Source organism: Staphylococcus sp. GDY8P131P (genome assembly GCF_017891975.1).
Classification (GTDB): Bacteria; Bacillota; Bacilli; order Staphylococcales; family Staphylococcaceae; genus Staphylococcus; species Staphylococcus nepalensis.
This window is the reverse complement of sequence record NZ_JAESKF010000007.1, coordinates 88,643-109,875: the sequence shown is the minus strand read 5'-3', so window position 1 is coordinate 109,875 and position 21,233 is coordinate 88,643. Positions and strand designations below refer to the sequence as shown.

20 protein-coding genes and 1 pseudogene are annotated in these 21,233 nt (G+C 33.2%); 14 read left to right on the top strand and 7 right to left on the bottom strand.

Annotated features, from left to right (window positions below):
• Positions 1–31: 31 nt before the first annotated feature.
• Positions 32–724 (bottom strand): helix-turn-helix transcriptional regulator, encoded by a 693-nt coding sequence (locus tag KA894_RS07770; RefSeq protein WP_103372790.1) that lies wholly within the window; start codon positions 722–724, stop codon positions 32–34.
• 420 nt (positions 725–1,144) lie between these two features.
• On the opposite strand from KA894_RS07770, the gene KA894_RS07765 reads away from it, so the two are divergent.
• The 7 genes and pseudogenes from KA894_RS07765 to KA894_RS07735 all read left to right on the top strand — a co-directional run bounded on the left by KA894_RS07765 (position 1,145) and on the right by KA894_RS07735 (position 9,251).
• Positions 1,145–1,936 carry an inositol monophosphatase family protein gene (locus tag KA894_RS07765; RefSeq protein WP_103372791.1) on the top strand — a complete coding sequence of 264 codons (792 nt, stop codon included), beginning with the start codon at positions 1,145–1,147 and terminating at the stop codon, positions 1,934–1,936.
• Positions 1,937–2,102: 166 nt separating this feature from the next.
• Positions 2,103–3,029, top strand: a complete 927-nt coding sequence (locus tag KA894_RS07760; protein ID WP_229718985.1) for an LCP family glycopolymer transferase — start codon at positions 2,103–2,105, stop codon at positions 3,027–3,029.
• 308 nt (positions 3,030–3,337) lie between these two features.
• Entirely contained in the window at positions 3,338–6,292 is a 2,955-nt protein-coding gene (fdhF, locus tag KA894_RS07755) for a formate dehydrogenase subunit alpha (protein ID WP_103372793.1), read from the top strand.
• The gene (locus tag KA894_RS07750; RefSeq protein ID WP_096808623.1) at positions 6,292–6,759 is read left to right on the top strand and encodes a helical membrane plugin domain-containing protein; all 468 of its coding nucleotides are present in this window, start codon (positions 6,292–6,294) and stop codon (positions 6,757–6,759) included. Before fdhF ends, KA894_RS07750 begins: the two co-directional genes overlap by 1 nt.
• 177 nt (positions 6,760–6,936) lie before the next feature.
• On the top strand, positions 6,937–7,170 hold the full coding sequence (locus KA894_RS07745) for a hypothetical protein (RefSeq protein WP_096808624.1): 234 nt from the start codon (positions 6,937–6,939) through the stop codon (positions 7,168–7,170).
• Positions 7,171–7,197: 27 nt separating this feature from the next.
• The gene (locus KA894_RS07740; RefSeq protein WP_096808625.1) at positions 7,198–7,974 is read left to right on the top strand and encodes an N-acetylglucosaminidase; all 777 of its coding nucleotides are present in this window, start codon (positions 7,198–7,200) and stop codon (positions 7,972–7,974) included.
• A gap of 153 nt (positions 7,975–8,127) precedes the next feature.
• A pseudogene (locus KA894_RS07735) lies at positions 8,128–9,251 on the top strand (FAD-dependent monooxygenase).
• 61 nt (positions 9,252–9,312) lie between these two features.
• Here KA894_RS07735 and KA894_RS07730 read toward each other — a convergent pair.
• The 5 genes from KA894_RS07730 to KA894_RS07710 form a co-directional block, all read right to left on the bottom strand.
• Entirely contained in the window at positions 9,313–10,269 is a 957-nt protein-coding gene (locus tag KA894_RS07730) for a 2-hydroxyacid dehydrogenase family protein (RefSeq protein WP_096808627.1), read from the bottom strand.
• A gap of 358 nt (positions 10,270–10,627) precedes the next feature.
• The gene (locus KA894_RS07725; protein WP_103372794.1) at positions 10,628–10,945 is read right to left on the bottom strand and encodes a DMT family transporter; all 318 of its coding nucleotides are present in this window, start codon (positions 10,943–10,945) and stop codon (positions 10,628–10,630) included.
• Entirely contained in the window at positions 10,945–11,265 is a 321-nt protein-coding gene (locus KA894_RS07720; protein WP_103372795.1) for a DMT family transporter, read from the bottom strand. The genes KA894_RS07725 and KA894_RS07720 overlap by 1 nt, the downstream gene beginning before the upstream one ends.
• Before the next feature lie 150 nt (positions 11,266–11,415).
• Complete coding sequence (locus KA894_RS07715) at positions 11,416–11,883, bottom strand: CHAP domain-containing protein (RefSeq protein WP_096808629.1); 468 nt, start codon at positions 11,881–11,883, stop codon at positions 11,416–11,418.
• A 315-nt stretch (positions 11,884–12,198) separates the two neighbouring features.
• Positions 12,199–12,561: a DUF4870 domain-containing protein gene (locus KA894_RS07710; protein WP_096808630.1), complete on the bottom strand. Its 363-nt coding sequence runs from the start codon at positions 12,559–12,561 to the stop codon at positions 12,199–12,201.
• A 268-nt stretch (positions 12,562–12,829) separates the two neighbouring features.
• Between KA894_RS07710 and KA894_RS07705 the strand changes: the two genes are divergently transcribed.
• The 3 genes from KA894_RS07705 to KA894_RS07695 all read left to right on the top strand — a co-directional run bounded on the left by KA894_RS07705 (position 12,830) and on the right by KA894_RS07695 (position 16,134).
• On the top strand, positions 12,830–13,900 hold the full coding sequence (locus KA894_RS07705; RefSeq protein ID WP_119487690.1) for an NAD/NADP-dependent octopine/nopaline dehydrogenase family protein: 1,071 nt from the start codon (positions 12,830–12,832) through the stop codon (positions 13,898–13,900).
• A gap of 40 nt (positions 13,901–13,940) precedes the next feature.
• Positions 13,941–15,344, top strand: coding sequence for a Na+/H+ antiporter NhaC (gene nhaC / locus KA894_RS07700; RefSeq protein ID WP_096808632.1), 1,404 nt, complete (start codon positions 13,941–13,943; stop codon positions 15,342–15,344).
• Between the two features lie 292 nt (positions 15,345–15,636).
• Complete coding sequence (locus KA894_RS07695; protein WP_096808633.1) at positions 15,637–16,134, top strand: hypothetical protein; 498 nt, start codon at positions 15,637–15,639, stop codon at positions 16,132–16,134.
• A 181-nt stretch (positions 16,135–16,315) separates the two neighbouring features.
• Here KA894_RS07695 and KA894_RS07690 read toward each other — a convergent pair whose 3' ends face one another.
• Positions 16,316–17,053, bottom strand: a complete 738-nt coding sequence (locus KA894_RS07690; protein WP_096808634.1) for a CHAP domain-containing protein — start codon at positions 17,051–17,053, stop codon at positions 16,316–16,318.
• 503 nt (positions 17,054–17,556) lie between these two features.
• Here KA894_RS07690 and KA894_RS07685 point away from each other — a divergent pair.
• The 4 genes from KA894_RS07685 (at position 17,557) to KA894_RS07670 (ending at position 21,108) form a co-directional block, all read left to right on the top strand.
• Positions 17,557–18,609 (top strand): LLM class flavin-dependent oxidoreductase, encoded by a 1,053-nt coding sequence (locus KA894_RS07685; protein ID WP_107644133.1) that lies wholly within the window; start codon positions 17,557–17,559, stop codon positions 18,607–18,609.
• A gap of 15 nt (positions 18,610–18,624) precedes the next feature.
• A complete protein-coding gene (locus tag KA894_RS07680; RefSeq protein WP_107644132.1) occupies positions 18,625–18,984 on the top strand; it encodes a DoxX family protein in 360 nt (119 codons plus the stop codon).
• A 519-nt stretch (positions 18,985–19,503) separates the two neighbouring features.
• A complete protein-coding gene (locus KA894_RS07675; protein WP_096808637.1) occupies positions 19,504–19,848 on the top strand; it encodes a transcriptional regulator, SarA/Rot family in 345 nt (114 codons plus the stop codon).
• A 177-nt stretch (positions 19,849–20,025) separates the two neighbouring features.
• Positions 20,026–21,108 carry a PTS sugar transporter subunit IIC gene (locus tag KA894_RS07670; protein ID WP_096808638.1) on the top strand — a complete coding sequence of 361 codons (1,083 nt, stop codon included), beginning with the start codon at positions 20,026–20,028 and terminating at the stop codon, positions 21,106–21,108.
• Positions 21,109–21,233: the final 125 nt, after the last annotated feature.

Genomic DNA, 21,233 nt, shown 5'->3' with positions numbered 1-21,233 from the left:
TTTTTGATTTAAAAAAATCCCAGTGAGTTGTTTAGGACTCAGTGGGATTTAAAAATTGTTGATAATTATTAATGGTTATATCTTGTGTTTTAATCGTTTTCTCAAAAGAGTAAGAGATATCATGAATATCAACAATAGGTATTTCATTTGTTTTACCGAGACCAATTTCAAAGACGACGGCTTTCCATAATCCATCTGTGCATAATAAGCCAATAAATATCACATTTTCAGTAGCGACATTGCCATTAGTGTTATATTCCATTGCCATCACATTTCGTTCTGTACAATAGATTAAAACTTCTGAAAAAATAGGTGGTAAATCGGTGTGCGTTTGCTGATCGAATTTAATATAGCGATCGAGCTTTTTAAGTGCACGTCTCATCTTTGTGTAAGGTAGATTTAAGCACTTTTTAATGATAGCATTAATCTCTTCTTTGTAAGGAAGCGTTGTGTAAGATTGACTTTCATTCAAAATCAAGAATAAAGCAGTAAGCTGATTTTCAGTTAATTCAAGTTCATAACTATTCGGTGTTTCTTGAAGTTGATAACCGCCTAATTTTCCGTGTTTTGCTAAAATTTTCACACCTTGATCTTCTAAATCTTGAATATCTCTTAAAATTGTACGTTTCGAAACATTTAAGTTTGCTGCAAGTTCAGTAGCAGTAATTTGTTTATTGTTCTGTATTGCTTGTACCAGTTTATTTTGTCTTTCGCGTTTATTCATTAGAAAGTCACCTCCCAAATGATTACATATTACATTCATTATATCACAAAAGTGACAATGACGACATTTATAAAGTTTTTCCAAAAAAATTTAGAAAACGCTTACATTTTCTGAACCTTTATGTTAGTATAATATTTAGTAACAAGGGGGTAGCGAAAAGATGGCAAAGGGGTAGCTATTACATATAGTTTTGTTAACATCTTTTTCGTACGAGTTACTAAGCAAACATCTTCAATATTTATTACTTACTTTCCTTTCTATTTAGCCGACTAGCATAGCTAGTTGGCTTTATTTAGGTGATTGAAGATTTGTTCTGAAGGTTTGTTACGATAATAAAGTTTATATGATAAAATAAAACAAATTATACATATTAAATGAATATAATAAAAAATAGAGCGTAGTTTAAAGAGGAGGTTTCAAATGAATAAAGAAGCATTAACGAATATAGATGATTTAGTGAGACATTGGTTAACAACCTTAGATGATATTATTCCGCAATTAATAGAAGACATGGTTACCACAACAAAGCGTAATCGATTTGACCTTGTAACTAATGTAGATAAATCAATCCAACAAAATTTCGAAGATTTTTTGCATGAACATTTTCCGGAGCATCAACTTTTTGCTGAAGAAAAGTCAAATGAAGAAGTCAATGCTTACCAAGGCCATGTCTGGGTTATGGATCCGATTGATGGCACGACAAATTTAGTGAAGCAGCAAGAGGATTATTGTATTATATTAGGGTATTTCATAGATGGAGAACCAACGTTATCATATATTTATGATTACCCACATAGAAAACTTTATAAAGCAATTAAAGGGCAAGGTGCTTATATTAATAATCAGCCGTTATCCCAACCAGAAGACTTAAAATTAGAAGATGCGATTATTTCATTTAACACCTTAGTGATGAATGATGCCACGATTCATGAATTAAATAGTGCTTCGTTTGGCTATCGCTTTATTGGCTCATGTGGCTTAGATTCAACACGTGTATTTTTAGGTCAATTTGGCGCGCATGTGAATACAAATCCTAAACCTTGGGATATTGCTGCACAGTTTTTATTTGCAAAAGAACTAGGATTGAAAATGACAACATTAGACAATACTGATTTAGATTTTGCAAAAGCAGGGCCTTTTATTATTAGTAATAAAGCTTGTCATGATGAAGTTTTGAAGATTTTAAATGCAAATACAGGTTATCAAAAATAGTTTAAAATTTGTTTGTAAATGACTTCATTTAATGATAGGACTAAAGAACCATGTTCATTCATATTAATTACTATATAATCAGTAATTAATTATAATAAAACAGAAAATTGAATATAGAATGGAGAATGAAAAGGTGAATCGTTCTGATAAATACAGTAAAAAGAAAATGGGATTACCGACAAAAATATTTTTATGGTTCTTTGGCATACTGATTATCTTAGCAATTTTAGCAGTTATTTATTTAGGATTTAAAATATTTTCTGTAGGTGGGGCAATACATAACCCGTTAGATAGAGATAAATCGTCTTTAAGAGATAAAAATGTCAATTTGAATAATGGGGATCCATTTACGATAGCTTTATTTGGTGTTGATTCAGATGCCAAGCGAGATGCTAATGGCGGGGGTCAACGTAGTGATACAATCATGGTGCTATCTATCAACCCAGATAAAAAAACAACTGAAATTGTTAGCATACCAAGAGATACGCAAGCCGATATTGTAGGTAAAGGGACAACAGAAAAAATTAATCATGCTTATGCATATGGCGGGCCTGACATGGCAGTGAAATCAGTTGAAAAATTATTAAATGTTCCAATCGATCATTATGCCACGATTGATATGGATGGCATGGAAGATATGATTGATACCGTGGGTGGTATTGAAGTTACAAGTAATGCAACTTTCTCTTATGATGGTTTTCAATTTAATGATGGGCAAAAATCGCACATGAATGGTAAGGAAGCCATGGCTTTCATTAGAAGCCGTAAAGAAGAAGGCGCTGGCGGAGATTTTGGCAGACAAGAACGTCAACAATTAGTCATACAAGGTTTAGCAAATAAGTTGACAAGTATTAGCTCAGTAACGCACTTTAATTCATTGATGAACCATGTTGAAGATAATGTTAAAACAGATTTAACTTTAGGTGAACTTAATAAAGTTAGAGGAAATTATAAAGATGCAAATGATAATGTGCACCGTCATCAATTAGAAGGACAGGGTGGTATTCAAGACGACGGTCTTTATTACTTTATACCTAGCCAAAGTTCATTAACTGAAATTGAGGCAAGCGTCAAAAATAACTTGGGCATCTGACTAAAATAAATATGTCTGATTTGATCACACAAACACCCTTCAAAGTAAACAATAAAAATACTTTGAGGGGTGTTTTTTGTCTTTTTTTTTATGGAGAATGTCTTTTTTGATTAATTAATATTTAACACTATCAATTAACATTTAAATAAAACAGAGAGAAAATAGTAGAAAACCTTAACATTTTGATGAAATACCTATACAATGTAATTAACATTACCAAAAAAGTGTGGGGCTTTTAAGATGGAATGTTATTAAACATCTTTGAAGAATAAACATGGGCTTAACAAACATTAATAGGGGTGAAGAATATGCAGGAACATTTAATTATTACATTAGATGGTAAAGATTATCTTGTAGAACCCGGTACAAACTTACTACAATTTATTAAGTCACAAGATACTTTTGTACCCTCTATATGCTATAACGAATCGCTTGGTCCTATAGAAACTTGCGATACATGTACTGTCGAAATTGATGGCGAAATGCAGCGTGCTTGTAGTACGACAATAGATAGACCAATGATAGTAAATACACAAAATGATAATGTACAAACAAGCCAAAAAGAAGCATTAGACCGTATTTTAGAAAATCACATGCTATATTGTACAGTGTGTGATTATAACAACGGCGATTGCGAAATTCATAATACAATGGACCAATGGGGTTTAGAACACCAAACGTATGAATATAAAGAAAAACCATATGAAAAAGATTATGGTCCTTTCTATCGTTACGACCCAGACCAATGTATATTATGTGGACGTTGTGTTGAAGTTTGTCAAGACGTTCAAGTCAACGAAACACTGACAATTGATTGGGAACGTCAACAACCACGTGTTATTTGGGACAATGATACATCCATCAATGATTCATCATGTGTTGGATGCGGCCAATGTGCGACGGTATGTCCGTGTAATGCAATGATGGAAGTGAAGATGGAAGGAAATGCTGGTTATATGACAGATTTAGAGCCAGGTTCTCTTGCAGCTATGATTGATTTAACTAAAAAGGCAGAGCCAGGTTATGGTCCATTATTTGCTGTATCTGATTCAGAAGCAGCTATGCGTGAAGAGCGCATCGAGAAAACTAAAACTGTATGCACATATTGCGGTGTTGGTTGTTCTTTCGATGTATGGACAAAAGGTAGAGAAGTAATAAAAGTACAACCACAACATGAATCCCCAGCAAACAAAATTGCAACATGTATTAAAGGAAAATTTGGTTGGGATTATATTGATTCAGAAGAAAGATTAACTAAACCATTAGTACGTAAAAACGATCAATTTGAAGAAGTAGAGTGGGAAGAAGCACTAAAAGTAGTTTCTGAAAACTTTAAAAAAGTTAAAGCGTCTCATGGTTCAGATGCCTTAGCATTTATTTCTTCTTCTAAAGCAACTAACGAAGAATCTTACTTAATGCAAAAACTTGCTAGACAAGTCATTGGCACAAACAATGTAGATAATTGCTCTCGTTATTGTCAGGCACCAGCTACAAAAGGTTTATTTAGAACAGTAGGGCATGGCGGTGATTCTGGTTCAATTGATGACCTTGAGATTGCTGACATGGTTGTTTTAATTGGTACTAACACGGCTGAAGCACATCCAGTTATTGCTTCGCGTATTAAGCGAGGACATAAATTATATAACAATACGTTAAATGTATTTGATATACGTAAACATGAGATGGCAGAAAGAGCAGACAATTTCTATCAACCTAAACCAGGTACAGATTTAGTTTGGTTATCAGCTGTAACGAAATATATCATAGACAATGATTTACATGATAAAGCGTTCGTTGATGAATGGGTAAATGGTTTTGATGAATATTATAAATCATTAGCGCCATATACAATGGCGTTTGCAGAAGATACAACAGGTATTCCTAAAGAAGATTTAATAGACTTTGCACACCAAATGGTTAATGCGGAAACAGTTTCAATTGCATGGGCAATGGGTGTAACACAACAAGATATTGGTAGTGATACATCAACTTCAATTTCCAACTTATTGTTAGCTACAGGAAATTATAGAAAACCTGGTACTGGCGCGTATCCACTACGTGGTCATAATAACGTGCAAGGTTGTAGTGACATGGGTAGTATGCCAGATCAATTCCCTGGTTACCAAGCAGTAGCGGACGATGAAATTCGCGCTAAATTTGAAAGAGAATATGGCCAAACCTTACCAAGTGTCCCTGGTAAAGATAATCACCAAATGATGGAAGGGATTCACGAAGGAGAAATTGATGCATTATATTTATACGGTGAAGATACAGGCATCGTCGATTCAAACATCAATTATGTACAAGCAGCGCTTGAAAAAGTTGGTTTCCTTGTAGTCCAAGATGAATTTTTCACTTTCACTGCTTCATACGCTGACGTTGTTTTACCAGCAAGTCCTTCATTGGAAAAAACAGGAACATTTACAAATACTGAACGTCGTATTCAACGTTTATACCAAGCATTAGAACCTAAAGGTGAATCGAAACCAGACTGGGTAATTATTCAGGAAATTGCTAAAACATTAGGATATGATTGGAATTATACGCACCCTAGCCAAATAATGGATGAAATAGCTAGATTAACACCATCATATTCAGGTGTTAATTACGATAGATTAGAAGGATACAATAGCCTTCAATGGCCTGTAGCCGAAGATGGCACAGACCAACCAACATTGTATTTAGATGGCTTTAACTTTGAAGATGGTAAAGCGAACTTCTATCCATTAACATTTGATAACTTCTTTAAAGTTAATGAAGAATATGATTTACATGTAAATAACGGTCGTTTATTGGAACATTTCCATGAAGGAAATATGACTTATAAAGTTCCAGGCATTGCATACAAAGTGCCTCATCCGTTTGTTGAGGTTTCCCCAGAATTAGCTAAAGAAAGAGATATTCACGAAGGGGCAGAAGTTAAATTAATTTCAGACAGTGGCGAGGCAGAACTTATTGCACACGTTACAGATAGAGTGAAAGGTAAAGAAATTTATATTCCATTAAATAATGACGCAATGATAAATGGTGACCAAGGCGCTATTAACTTATTGACTAACAGCGATGTGGACAAAGATACAGACACACCTTCATATAAACGTACAAGCTGTCGTATGGAAGTTAAAACACGGAGAGGTAAATCTCCATTGAATCCAACAAACTTCCGTATCAACAAACAAAGACAACCACAATACAGTGTGCGTGTTGAAGATAAGTGGAAACGTGACGACTATACTTTCCCAGGAAGTAAGGTGAATAGGTAATGGCAGAGAGAATAACGCATATTAAACGCATGCAAAAGTCAGAAGCGCAGATTAAGCAAGAAAGTTTAGCTGAAGTAACAGACGCAATTGCAGCAAATAAGGATAGTATTATGAAAGCGATTAATATTATTAGTACTTTAGATGAAGCTAAATTACTCGATGCATTATCAGGTATGGTAAAAAGCCGAGGTGTCATTGCTAATAAATTCTCAGTAGAGTTAAATAAAGAGCAATACACTGGTCTAATTACAAATATGGCTTCACTTGTCTTTTTATTGGGTGATTTAAATGTTAATGATTTAAGCCAAATGTTAAACAAAGTAAACAAGGGCTTAAGTGTGGCTAACCAAGCGAGCCCAAATCAAAAAACATCTATCACTGGCTTGATGGGCGTACTTAAAGACGATGAGATGAACCGTAGTTTAACATATATGTTAAATATGCTTAGAGGTATGTCAAGAGAGTAAAAATAATTGAATGTAGGTATAATCAAATTGGCACTCAATGTGAAATGCTCACATGAGTGCTAATTTTTTATATTAAAAATGACATACTGAAAGATAGGCAAATATGATACAATTTCAGTTAATAGAGCGATATATTTAGAATATTTTACAAGGAGTGGAAGTCTTATTAACCCAAAAATGGTAAAAACGATGGCTATCATATCTAACATATTTTTAGTTATCGGTATTATTTTTTTAATCACTTTAAATATTGTTATGGCTATTACTATGTTTGTTGTTTCATTAGCAATCAGTTTAGTGATATTCAACACTTTATTTAGACATAAAAAGGGCATGCGCATTGCTATTAATCTTTCTTTTATTATTGTGCTTGTGGCAATTGCTTTTGCTTATTTCACACTAACTAAATAAAATGTAAAATAGGGAGTTTTTTATATAATGAATGAGCGTGTTAAACAGCGAATACCATTAATACTATTGATATTAATTATAGTAATATTTGTTATTTTGTTAGTCATAAATGAAACATCTTTGTTTGAAAAACAAAAAACGCATACATTTGATGAGGCGGTAGATAAACAAGTTGGTTCTGGTACTTTAAATATGAAAGAAAAAGATGGTAAATTTCTAAAAGCTTCAACGAAAGATGTTAGTAAAGCAATGGATGTAAACAGTGACCAAGATGATTTGAACCACATGGATATTTCTGAAAAAGTATCGTTATCTGAAGATGAAGTGAATGATATTTTAAAAAGTAAGGGCGTGTTAAAAGGAAAAGGTAAAGCTTTCCTAAAAGCGCAAGATAAATATGAAGTCAACGTTTTATATTTAATAAGCCATGCCTTAGTAGAAACAGGAAATGGTAAATCTGAATTAGCTAAAGGTATTGAAGACAATGGGAAAAAATATTATAACTTTTTTGGAATAGGTGCGTTCGATGAAAATGCTGTCCATACTGGAAGCAGTTTTGCTAAAAAACAAGCTTGGACTTCTCCCGATAAAGCAATTATGGGGGGCGCCCAATTTGTAAGAAATAATTATTTTAATAATAAGCAGATTTCTTTATATCAAATGAGATGGAATCCAAAAGAACCAGGAGAACATCAATACGCGAGTGATGTAGACTGGGATGAAAATATCGCATGGTTTATGAAACATTTCTATAAAAATTTAGGTATTAAAAAAGATGATATCAATAAAGATTATTACCTATAATGGATTCAATATAAAAAGACAATATTGTTTTATTAGTGGATTTGTTTTCTTTTTTATATGTTATTATATCATTGGGTATTAAAAACAATGTCATTATTTAATAATGAAGTATGGAAATTTTTAAAAGACTAGGGAAAGTTGGAGTGAATTAAGATGAAAATAGCAATTGTTGGTGCAGGCATAGGCGGTTTAACTGCAGCAGCTTTATTAATAGAACAAGGTCATGATGTGAGTGTGTTTGAAAAAAAAGACGCAGTATCTGAACTAGGGGCTGGTATTGGCATTGGTGGCAACGTGATTGATAAATTAAATAATCATGATTTAGCAAAAGGACTTAAAAATATAGGACAAGTGGTTGATGTCATGGAAGTACTTGATGAAAAAGCAAACCCATTGTCAAAAATTAAATTGAAAAAAAACACTGTTAATTTAACGATGTCACGCCAAAGTTTATTAGATGTAATTCAATCTTATGTACCTGATAGCGCAATTTTTACAAACCATTATGTAACGGATATTGAAAACGGTGACTTAAAAGTAACGTTACAATTTTCCGAGCAACCTTCACAATCCTTTGATTTATGTATAGGTGCGGATGGCATTCATTCTAATACAAGACAAGCTGTCGCGCCAAATAATAAACCGATTTATCAAGGTTATACAGTATTTAGAGGTTTAGTAGATGAAATAGACCTTAAGGATGGCAATGTGGCTAAAGAATATTGGTCTTCAAAAGGCAGAGTAGGCATCGTGCCTCTATTAAATAACCAAGCTTATTGGTTTATTTCAATAACAGCTAAAGAAAATGATACTAAGATACACGCATTTGCAAAACCGCATTTACAAGCAAGATTTAATCATTTTCCTAATGAAGTCAGACAAGTTCTAGATAAACAAAGCGAAACAGATATATTATTACATGACATGTATGATTTAAACCCGCTAAAAACGTTTGTATACCAACGCGTAGTGCTTCTTGGAGATGCAGCACATGCGATGACCCCCAATATGGGACAAGGCGCAGGTCAAGCAATGGAAGATGCTATTGTTTTAGCTAATTGCATACAAACATACGATTTTGATATGGCATTGCAACGTTATAATAAATTACGGGTCAAGCATACGAAGAAAGTCATTAAACGTTCTAGAAAAATAGGCAAAATTGCTCAAAGAACAAATAAATTTGTGGTTAAAGTGAGAAATAAAATAGCGCAAATCATACAAATCAACTGATATCTAACCAAACCAAATTCTTATATAAATCTAAAGAAAAGTAAAAATAATAAAAAGCCAGAAAGTACAGTTTATAAGTACTTTCTGGCTTTTGGTATTTTTTAATTAATTCACAATGTATTTAGGATGGTCGCCGTTCAGTTTGCTAATTGTATCATTAGCTACAATTTTTGACATCATATCACGAGACTCGAATGTCGCGTTACCAATATGTGGTGTGATAACAACATTATCTAATGATTTGAGTTCATCGTTGATTTCTGGTTCAAATTCAAACACGTCTAAGGCAGCGCCTTCGATTTCTTTATTTTTAAGTGCTTGAACTAAAGCTTCCTCATGAACAATTGGACCTCTCGCTGCATTAATTAAATAACTTGTTGGTTTCATCATTTTGAATTGCTCAGTATCAAATTGATGGTGTAAACTTGGATTATATGCAGCATTGATTGTAATGAAGTCTGAATGTTGTAAAAGTGTTTCAAAATCAACATATTTAGCACCAATTTCACGTTCTTTATCGACTTTTTGGTTAGGGCCTGTGTAAAGTACATTCATATCAAATGCTTTAGCACGTTTGGCTACTGCACTGCCAATTTCTCCTAAACCAATGATACCGATTGTTTTTCCAGAAACTTCTCTACCGCGGAAGAATAGTGGCGCCCATCCATCAAATCCTGTTGTACGACATAATTTATCACCTTCAGGAATACGTCTTGCTACAGCGAGTACAAGCGCAAAAGTTAACTCGGCAGTAGAATTTGTTGAGGCTTTGGGCGTATTTGTCACATCGATGTGTTTTTGTTTTGCGTGTTCAATATCCACGTTGTTAAAACCAGCCCCATAGTTTGCAATGATTTTTAGATTTGAACCTGCATCAATTACATCTTGATCCACATTAGTAGATAGTAAGCTGATTAAAGCGTCCGCATCTTTCACACCTTGAATTAAGGTTTCTTTATCAACAATACCTTTGCCTTCATACATATCTACTTCATAACCTTGCTCTTTTAATAAATTATAACCAACTTCAGGTATTGGACCTGCAATATAAACTTTTACCATGTATAATCACTTCCTTTACCTAAAGTATAGTAAATTTCATAATAGTAAACAAATTTTTACGTTGTAAGCCAATTAAAAAGGTTATTAATTTAATTTATATTATCATATAAGCGAGGTAAAAATAACCTATATTTAAAAGCATTTGCTTACTGATCAAGTTACAGTTAATTCGGAGCGTAGCAAAGCTAAACATTTGTACCATAATTTAGTATCACTTTATTTCGAAGTTGGCCGATGTCAGTATAAAAACTAATATCAATAAACGCTTTAGTATATTGATTTATATCACAGACTATAAACCGAATAAACAAAAAAGAATTTTATTATCATCGGCGATATGAATCTAAAGTAAGATAGTTTAACTAACCAGTTTTAAACCTACAATTGCTAAAATAATTAAGAAGATAAAACCTACACGTTTAATATTTTTAGATTCATTATAAATGAGCATCCCGACTAGCGTTCCGCCACCAGTGCCTATACCGCTCCAAACAGCATAAGCCGTCCCCATTTGAATACCACTAGACATTGCCAATTTAAGCATGCTAAAACTACAAATAAAGGCGAGGGCTAAAAAAACTACGAATATTTTCTTTTTAGTACGTGCGATTTCATTTAAAATAATGACACCAACAATCTCCAGTAGACCAGCAATAAATAGTATCGTCCAAGCCATTATTGTTCAGCCTCCTCTGTAGTTAGTTTTAAGCCAATAATACCTATTACGAGTAAAATAACCAGTGCTATCTTAATCACGTTGAATGCATCACCGAAAAATATCATATCAACGAGTACAGTACCAATTGCGCCAATGCCTACAAACACAGCATATACTGTCCCAACAGGTAATGATTTACAAGCTGAAATGACTAAATAGAAGCTTAAAATTAAAATGATAATCGTGCCTGTCCAACTCCAAACTGAATCAGCCGTGTTTAAACCAGTTACCCATAATATTTCTATGATGCCTGCCAAAATAACTTTAAACCACTGCATTTGTCTCAACCTCCTTATTCACATTAAACGCTACTATTTTCTCAAATTTTTAATTTGGCTGCAATATGTAAAGGGCAATTCAATAAAAAAAGCTGATAAAGTACGAGACTTTACCAGCTTGACTCCCAAATAATATTTTGAAAAATAATCTTAGTTAAGGTGAATATAGTTATATGAGCTAGCTTCACCTGCTGAGATTGTGCGTTCGCTTACTGAGAATGGCCCACCACTATAGTTCATTTCAGAAACATTTACTGAACCATCACTATTTACATTTTCAACGTATGCTACGTGGCCCATGCTTCCTTCACTAGATTGTAAGATAGAACCAGCTTCTGGTGAATTGTTTACTGTGTAACCAGCTGCGGATGCTGCAGATGCCCAGTTATTTGCATTTCCCCATGTAGAGCCAATGTCGCCACCTGTTTTGTCAAATACATACCAAGTACATTGGCCAGCAGTGTATAGATTTGAGCTTGAACTTGATGTCGCTTGAGTTGAGTTTTGATCTACTTGTGTTGTTTGTTCAGCAGCATTTGCTTCGTTCCCATGATCTAATCCCACAATTGCTGCTCCGATTCCTGCTGTTAAAGTTGTTGCTGTTACTAATTTTTTCATAATAAAAAAGTCCTCCCGAATTTTAAATAGATATATTATTTGAATAGAAATTAATTTTTTAATTAACGCGTTGGTTTCAACGACAATTAATACAATAACAGAAGAAAAAGTGTTTGTGTGGAATGTTACGTATTTGTAAAACAATTAAAAAGACCTCACATATTGCTGTAATAAACAACATGTGAGGTTACAAAAGCGCAACTTATTGTAATATTGCATAAAGTGCGCAAGTATAAGATTTAGTAGCATCTTATAAGCGTTTGCTCAATCGATTTATTACAACGCGTGTAAAAAATCACAAAATTGAAATTGAAATTATTTAAAAAATCTAATAGACAGAGGTGGTAAATAATCTTCTCCATTATATGCTTTTACTGCAGCTACAATTGTAAAAATAAAGTTCAAAATGGCCACAATAGGAAATAGAACGAATCCTATAATAATAAGCATTAAAATGCCAGAGATAATAAACCAAATAACATATGAAATTAAAAAATTAAAATAATTTTTGCCTGCTCTATCAACGAATGCAGAATCTTCACGTTTAATAAGCCAAATTATAAGTGGTGCTAAAAAAGTGGTGAAAAAGCTAAGTACATAGATTAATGTAGCCATTAATCTTGCATCACTGTTCGGTTCTTGATTTAATACTTCACGATTTGTGTGATTTTCAGTCATAAGTAGTTTGCCTCCTTTTGTTTAACATTACTATAACAAAATAACAAAATCAGTTGCACATCATTTGAAAAAATTATAAATTTTTTGAATAGGACTATATACAGCGTTATTATCCTGTTAAAATATAGAAATGTTATAAAGCAATGCGTTACTTTTAATGATAACTTAAATAGGTTGAAGGCCAGTGTTTATTCTTTTTCTTAATAGGTTATACATGAGAGTAATGTTTAATAAAAAATACACAATGTTTAGAGAAAGAAGGGTGTTTATGAAGATAGCTATTGTAGGATCAGGGAATGGTGCTGTTACTGCAGCATTAGATATGATTACCAAAGGACATGAAGTCAAATTATACTGTAGAAACCAGTCTATAGATAAATTTGATAAAGCAATAGAACAAGGTGGTTTTACATTCAGTAATGAAGGCGAAGAGAGCTTCGTACAATTTACTGATATCAGTGATGATATGGAATATGTACTTGAGGACGCCGAAGTCATTCAAGTTGTAATACCATCATCGTTTATTGAGCATTATGCATATACAATGGCACCGTTTATCACAGAAGACCAACTTATATTCTTCAATATCGCTGCTGCTATGGGCTCTATTCGTTTTATGAATGTATTAGAGGATATGCAAATTGAAGTTATGCCTAAATTTGCAGAAGTAAATACGTTAACTTACGGCACGCGTGTAGATTTTGAAGAAGCACGTGTGGATTTATCTTTAAACGTTAGAAAAGTGCATTTCTCAACGTATGATAAGGAAGAGCTAAGCGATAGCTTTGATAAAATAGAAACATTATATCCATACATTGTCAAAGAAGAAAGTCTTTGGAAAACAAATTTAGAAAATGGTAACCCTGAAGTACATCCGGGTCCCACACTATTAAACGTAGGTAGAATTGATTATGCAGATGAATTTGCACTGTATGAAGAGGGGATAACAAAACATACAGTACGTTTATTACATGCAGTAGAGTTAGAGCGACTAACCTTGGGGCGAAAATTAGGTTTTGAATTATCATCTGCTAAAGAAGCACGTATTGAACGTGGCTATTTAGAAAGACAGGATGAAGATGAACCGTTAAATCGTTTGTTTAACACAAGTCCTGTCTTTTCCCAAATTAAAGGACCTAACCATGTAAAAAATCGTTATTTAACAGAAGATATCGCATATGGTTTAGTATTATGGTCTAGCTTAGGACGAGAAATTGACGTGCCTACGCCTAATATAGACGCCATCGTGGTCATTGCATCAACTATTTTAGAACGCGATTTCTTTGAAGAAGGATTAACAATTGATGAGTTAGGAAAAGATAAGTTAGGATTGCACTAGTCAAAAACGCATCCATTTATATAAATAAGGGGAAATGTGTATGAAAAGACAACCAACTTTTTTAGAATCAATTTCAACGATTTTGGTAATGATTGTTATTGTAATTACAGGATTTGTTGTTTTTGATATTCCTATCCAAGCGTTACTTATTCTTTCCTCAGCATATGCCGCAATCATTGCGAGACGCGTTGGTTTGAAATGGAAAGATTTAGAAGAAGGCATTACTAACCGTTTAGCAACAGCAATGCCTGCGATATTTATTATTCTATCAGTGGGTATTATTGTAGGCACTTGGATGTATTCAGGAACAGTGCCTGCATTAATATATTATGGTTTAGAATTTTTAAACCCTAACTTATTTTTAGTATCGGCATTTATCATAGCTGCAATTACTTCTGTTGCTACCGGAACTGCTTGGGGATCAGCTTCTACGGCAGGCATAGCGCTAATGGCAATTGGTTCGCAATTAAATATCCCAGCTGGTATGGCTGCAGGTGCAATTATTGCTGGCGCAGTATTTGGTGATAAGATGTCGCCGTTATCAGATACGACTAATTTAGCAGCCCTAGTTACAAAAGTGAATATTTTTTCTCATATAAGAGCGATGATATGGACTACAGTACCAGCATCAATTATCGGGTTAATCGTATGGTACTTTGCTGGGCTACAATTCAAAGGCAGTGTCAACACGTCTCAAGTGAATGCCATGCTTAAAGAGTTATCGACAATTTATAACATTAACTTTTTTGTGTGGCTACCATTAATTATTATTATAGTATGTTTGTTATTTAAAATTTCTACAGTGCCATCGATGTTAATATCAAGCATTAGTGCGATAATCATCGGCACTTTCAACAATGGATTTAATATGACTGATGGCTTCAAGGCTACTTTTGATGGCTTTAATCAAAGTATGGTACCACATTTAGATAATTCACTTTCTGATAAGGCGGTCAGCTTAATAGAACAAGGCGGCATGATGAGCATGACTGAAATTGTGGTCACTATTTTTTGTGGTTACGCCTTTGCAGGTATTGTAGAAAGAGCAGGATGTCTAGACGTTATATTGAATAAAATATCTAGCAATATTAACTCAGTTGGCACATTAATTCTTGCAACTGTATTAGGTGGGTTAATGATGGTGCTAGCTGCAGGCGTTGCTTCTGTTGTCATTATTATGGTAGGCGTATTAATGATGGATATGTATAATAAGATGGGAATAGACCGTTCGAATCTATCAAGGACGCTAGAAGATTCAGGTACAATGATTATTCCGCTTATACCTTGGGGTACTTCAGGTATCTATTATACACAACAATTAGGCGTGTCTGTTGATCAATTCTTTATATGGACTGTACCTTGTTATTTATGTGTTTTATTCGCGATTTTTTATGGTTTTACTGGTATTGGTATTAAACGCGCTAAAGTTAACCATGAATCATAGTAAGCATCATGAGCAAAGCTAAAAAATTGAATTATTCTTTACATTAAAAGGGTAAAAAATCTGAGATGAAATTGAACAGATATCAAAACTTAGAAATAAAATAAAGGCACTTTCGTTAAATTCATATTCAACTGAATTTATACGGAGGTGTTTTTTTAATGAAGCGGGCTGTGCTTTTGTATTAGCAATAAAAAATAAACATTTGTTCATTTAAAAATTAAAGCGAGAGTAATAATAATATGTTTACCAGTTAGATAAAAAGGATAAAGTAAACTATGGATGAGGTGATTCCGTGTTGTATCTAGTAATTATTGTAGCGATATTGCTAATAGGATTGGGAATTCATCAATATTTCAATATAGGTAAAGATTTTAAATATCCTTCTATTATCTATTTTATAATCGGTTTTATATTGTATATTGTAGCGATGATACAGTATAGAACCGATTTGTTTGAAAAACCAACTATTATACATGAAATATTACTTACTACGATATTTGGTTTGATTTTATATTGGGTCAATTCTCATCGTAATAAGACAAAAGATACTATATGTTACACAATAATGATTGTGGTTTTAACCTTGTTGTTAGCGATGGTACCTGTATCATCAACAGTGGTTATATCAATACAAGAATTGCTTGTTGCAAGAATGGCATTGAGTATTATATTACTTGCTTTTGGCGTCTATGTTATCTATAAGCAAGTGAAAGATAAAGTATCAGAAAGTTTTCCATTACTTTACTTACTTGCTTTTATCTATTGGATAAGCCTAGCATATTGGTTATAAATAAAGAAGCATCAACTCACGAAATAATAAGTGAGTTGATGCTTTTTTATGAAATTAAATAAAAAACAGGATAAAAGCTTTCTATTTTTATTAGGGCTTTGTTGCTGGTTAGCAATCTACTATACATACAAAAAAATCCTGGAACATTGTTTCGTGTCCCAGGATATATAAACTATTTTAATTAGTGAATGTAGTTATAGCTTGAAGCTTGGCTAGCTGAAATAGTACGTGAAGTAACAACACCAGGGCCTTGACCATAGTTCATTTCAGAAACTTGGATTGAACCGTCACTGTTAACATTTTCAACGTATGCTACGTGTCCCATAGCTCCAGTTGATGATTGTAAAATTGAACCTTGAGAAGGTGAATTGTTTACAGTATAACCAGAAGCAGCAGCAGCGCTTGCCCAATTATTTGCATTACCCCAAGTTGAACCAATTTTACCGCCTACTTTATCAAATACATAATAAGTACATTGTCCAGCAGTATATAAATTATTTGAAGAGCCTGAAGTATTTGAAATTGAACTTGATGAACTTGATGGTGCACTAGTTGTAGTTACTTGGATGTTGCGGTCTGAAGTAGCGTTTGAAGCAGCACCACCGCCACCTGTTGTGTTGTTGTTCGCTGTATATGATTGAGTTGAAGTACCATATGTAGAACCATAAGTGTTATTTTGACCACTATTTGTATTACCAGTATAGTTTGAATGAGCTTGATCAGCTTGGCTTGGATTCCAGTTACCTTGCCAAGTATAGTGGTAATCACCTTGTTGATCTATAGTATATGAATAGCTATAAGAAGTAGGGTCATTTGGGTTATAACCATTGTTATTTTCAGCAGCATCTGCTTCGTTTTGCGCAAATGCAAATGTAGCGATTCCTGCAGTAGCGATTGTAGCTGTAGCGATTTTTTTCATTGTAAAATATCCTCCTAATAATGATAAAGCTTTTAAATTTATTATCTCAGTCTCTAATGACGTTGTTTATAGTATGTTTAGTTTTTTTCGTTGTTTTAACGACAAGCATTACTCTATCAGAAATTTGTCGTTTTGTGTGCAATGTTATCGTTTTGTAATTTATCTCTAATAATTATGGGGGATATGTAACAAAATAAGGGGTGATTATTTTACGTCTTAAGGCTGTAGCCATGGCGTTTTAAGGTGAATTCAGTGTAATATTGCTTTCTAATTTATTACAAAGCTGTAAAATAACAGAAAATTACAAATGTTATTTAATGCTAACAATTAGTTATTTAAAATTTAAATTAATTACTTTATTTTGATACTATTTCATATATAAAGAATTGGGGTTAATCAAGATTGACGTATTTTGATTTTGCTAAACATTGATATTGACACCGAATAGAAAAGCTTTTAATATAATAGGTATAAAAAATATACTTGGTAAGCGAGGTGAATATATGAAGGTAGAAATTGGTTTGACATCATTTGCAGATAATAGTGATATATATACTGATAAAGGTAAAGCACCTGCAATTAGTAACGCCCAAAGGATTAGGAATATTATTGAAGAAATTGAAGTTGCTGATGATTATGGCCTTGACGTTTATGGTCTAGGTGAACACCATCGACCTGATTATGCTGTATCTGACCCAGTTACTGTATTAGCAGCAGCAGCTAGACATACAAAGAACATTAAGTTGAGCAGTGCCGTTACTGTATTATCTTCAGATGACCCAGTCAGAGTTTATGAACGTTTTTCTACATTAAATGCGGTATCTAATGGGCGAGCTGAAATAATGGTTGGGCGAGGCTCATTTATAGAATCATTTCCATTGTTTGGCTATAACTTAAATGATTATGAACAACTTTTTAATGAAAAAATTGATTTATTAATGCAAATGAATCAAAATGAAATTGTGAATTGGGATGGTCATCTTAGACCAAGTATACAGAATTTAGGCATTTACCCTAGGGTTGAGCATGGTTCATTACCCATTTCAATCGCAACAGGTGGCACACCTGAATCGTCATTGAAAGCAGGAGCACTTGGTTTACCGATAACTTATGCTATAATTGGCGGGGACCCAAAAAGATTTCAAAGAAATATTGAGATGTATAAGTCAATAGCTGAATCTTATGGTCATGATGTCAATAAATTAACTGTTGCAACACATTCATGGGGATATATTGCTGAGACAGATGAACAAGCGTTTCGGGAATTTTTCCCATCAGTCAAAGCAAGTCACGATGTATTGGCCAAAGAACGAGGTTGGCCTTTATACAATGAAAATAGTTTTGCACGTGAAGCAGGGCCAAATGGTGCATTATATGTAGGTAGTCCAGAAACAGTAGCAAATAAAATCATTGATACGATTGAAACGTTAGGTTTATCACGCTTTATGTTGCATACCCCTGTAGGATCCATGCCACACGAAAACACAATTCGTACAATTAAATTATTGGCTGAGCGGGTAAAACCTGTTGTAGATAAATATTTTGAAAACAAATAGAAGGAGATTAAAGTAATGATATTACGTTATTTAACAAACTTAAAATTAGCAAAAGAATTATACGGAGCTGCAAAACCAAAGTTAAAAGGTGATCAATCAATGAAAGATACCTTTACTGGTGTGTTTAATTTACCTTCAAATGCGGTACCGTTAGCAGGCGCAGTTGAAACATTAAGTGCTGTATTTTTCGTATTAAGCTTTGCAAGTAAAAGATTATCACGTATTGGTTCACTATTAACAATTTCAGTTCTTGGTGTTGCAGCATATAAACATTTTGAAGCAGGCCATGGTAAAGCTGGCGCAAAACATGCATTAGACTTGTCTGGTATGGCAGCACTAAGCTTCTTAGACACTTTAGATTGTAAAAAGAAATAATTACTTCGCATGATATTTAACTTTATGATGTAAAATCATTTATATTTGAATAAAATAAATAAAAATGTGCAGATAACTATAACCTTTTTAAGAGCTTGGGATATTTAATTTTATATCTCAAGTTTTTTTATAATATTAAAAATAAATGATCATAATTAGATATAGAAATATAATATTGATCCAACTATAGTCGACAATACGATTTTCTAACAACTATGTTTTTTAGAAAAATTGGAATTTTAATTCACCCACGATTACTTTATCTGTAAGTATTATGTTCACGAATCATTTTAGAATTGAAAATGCAATAAAAATCATTTCTTATTAATAAAAAGGATGTATGAGGTACTAAATTTTGAAAATAAAAAATAAAATTAAAAAAATAGTAGTAAATCATAACATTTTTCATAGTTACTTATATTGAATTAAATAGCATGAATAGGATAAAATTATGTTACAAATAGATAAGAAAACTTTCGTGTATATTAACAACAAGAAAAAACATAAGGAGCGGTTTTTATGAAAACGATAAAGGAATTAAATGAATTAATCTCATTATATCAACAAGGAAAAACATTTTTTAAGCAGACTAAAAAGCACCACAAATTAAACTATGAAGAAGTATTTATTTTAAATTATCTACATGAATGTAATTCAAGTGAAGTTACAGCGAAAGAAATCGCCCAACATTCTGAGTTAAAACCTTATTACTTAACGAAAGCATTACAAAAGTTAATTAAAATGGAGTATTTAAGTAAAAAGAGAAGCGACATAGATGAACGGACAGTTGTCGTTTACATAAATGAAAAGCAACGTAAAAGGATTGAATCAATCATTAGAACATTACAATCATACTTAAAATAAAATATGGATATGTTCAAAAATAGCCGTGTAACATATATAAAAAATGAATATTCTGAATAGTGTAAATTTATTTGAAAAATTATATATTGATATAAAATATGATTTGAGTAAAATATAAATTATGATATACTAATATTTGTTAAATGAAAGCGCATACAAATAACGGAAGGTGTTTTTATGAATTTACTTTTAGGGGTTATATTTTTAGGTATCGTATTATGTTTGTTTACACTATTTACAAGTAAAGCACCAAATGGTGGTAAAGCAATGGGCGCCCTCGCGAATGCAGCAATTGCTTCATTTTTAGTAGAAGCTTTTCATAAGTATGTTGGTGGGGATCTATTAGGTATTCCTTTTTTAGGACAGCTGGGTGATGCAGCTGGAAGTTTAGGTGGGGTTGCTGCAGCTGGACTAGTAGCGTTAGCGATGGGTGTTTCGCCGGTGTACGCATTTGTTATTGCAGTTGCGTGCGGTAACATGGACTTACTACCAGGTTTTGTAGCAGGATACATAGCAAGTTTTGGCATGAAATGGATAGAACAAAAATTTCCAGATGGTTTAGATTTAATAGGTTCAATTATTATTATTGCTCCTATTACAAGAATAATCGCAGTAGGCGTAGCGCCTGTAGTAGATGCGACGTTATTGCAAATTGGGAATATTATTAAAGAATCTACAACTTCGAGTCCTATTTTAATGGGGATAGTGCTTGGTGGCATTATAACAGTAGTAGCAACTGCGCCATTGAGTTCTATGGCACTCACCGCTTTGTTAGGGTTAACTGGCACACCCATGGCAATTGGAGCTTTAGCTGTTTTTGGATCATCATTTATGAATTTTGTTTTATTTAAGCGTATGAAATTTGGAGATCGTAAAACAACAATTTCTGTAGCTATTGAGCCGTTATCACAAGCAGATATTGTTACGGCAAATCCTATTCCTGTTTATCTTACGAACTTTATGGGCGGCGCAGTATCCGGTGTCATTATAGCTATGTTTGGTTTAGTTAACGAAGCAACTGGTACAGCTACACCTATTGCTGGTTTGATGGTTATGTTTGGTTTCAATAATGCGTTGACTGTCGTTCTTGTTGCATCCTTATGTGCTACTGGAAGCGCCATTTGTGGATATATAGGATCTATTGTATTTAAAAATTACCCGATTATTACTAAAGATGAATTACAAAGTGGCTCAATGCCGAAAAAAGTTAAAAATTATTATAAAAGAAAAAAACAGTATGCTGAACACTTAGCAATGTAGTGATTTAAGAGTGAAATATAATGAATGTCGTAGATGTTAGGGTATGGTGTGTAACTGATTCAATTTAAAAATAAATTGGTTGCCATTTTTAGAATGAAGTACATATAAAAAAGAACAGAACGGAA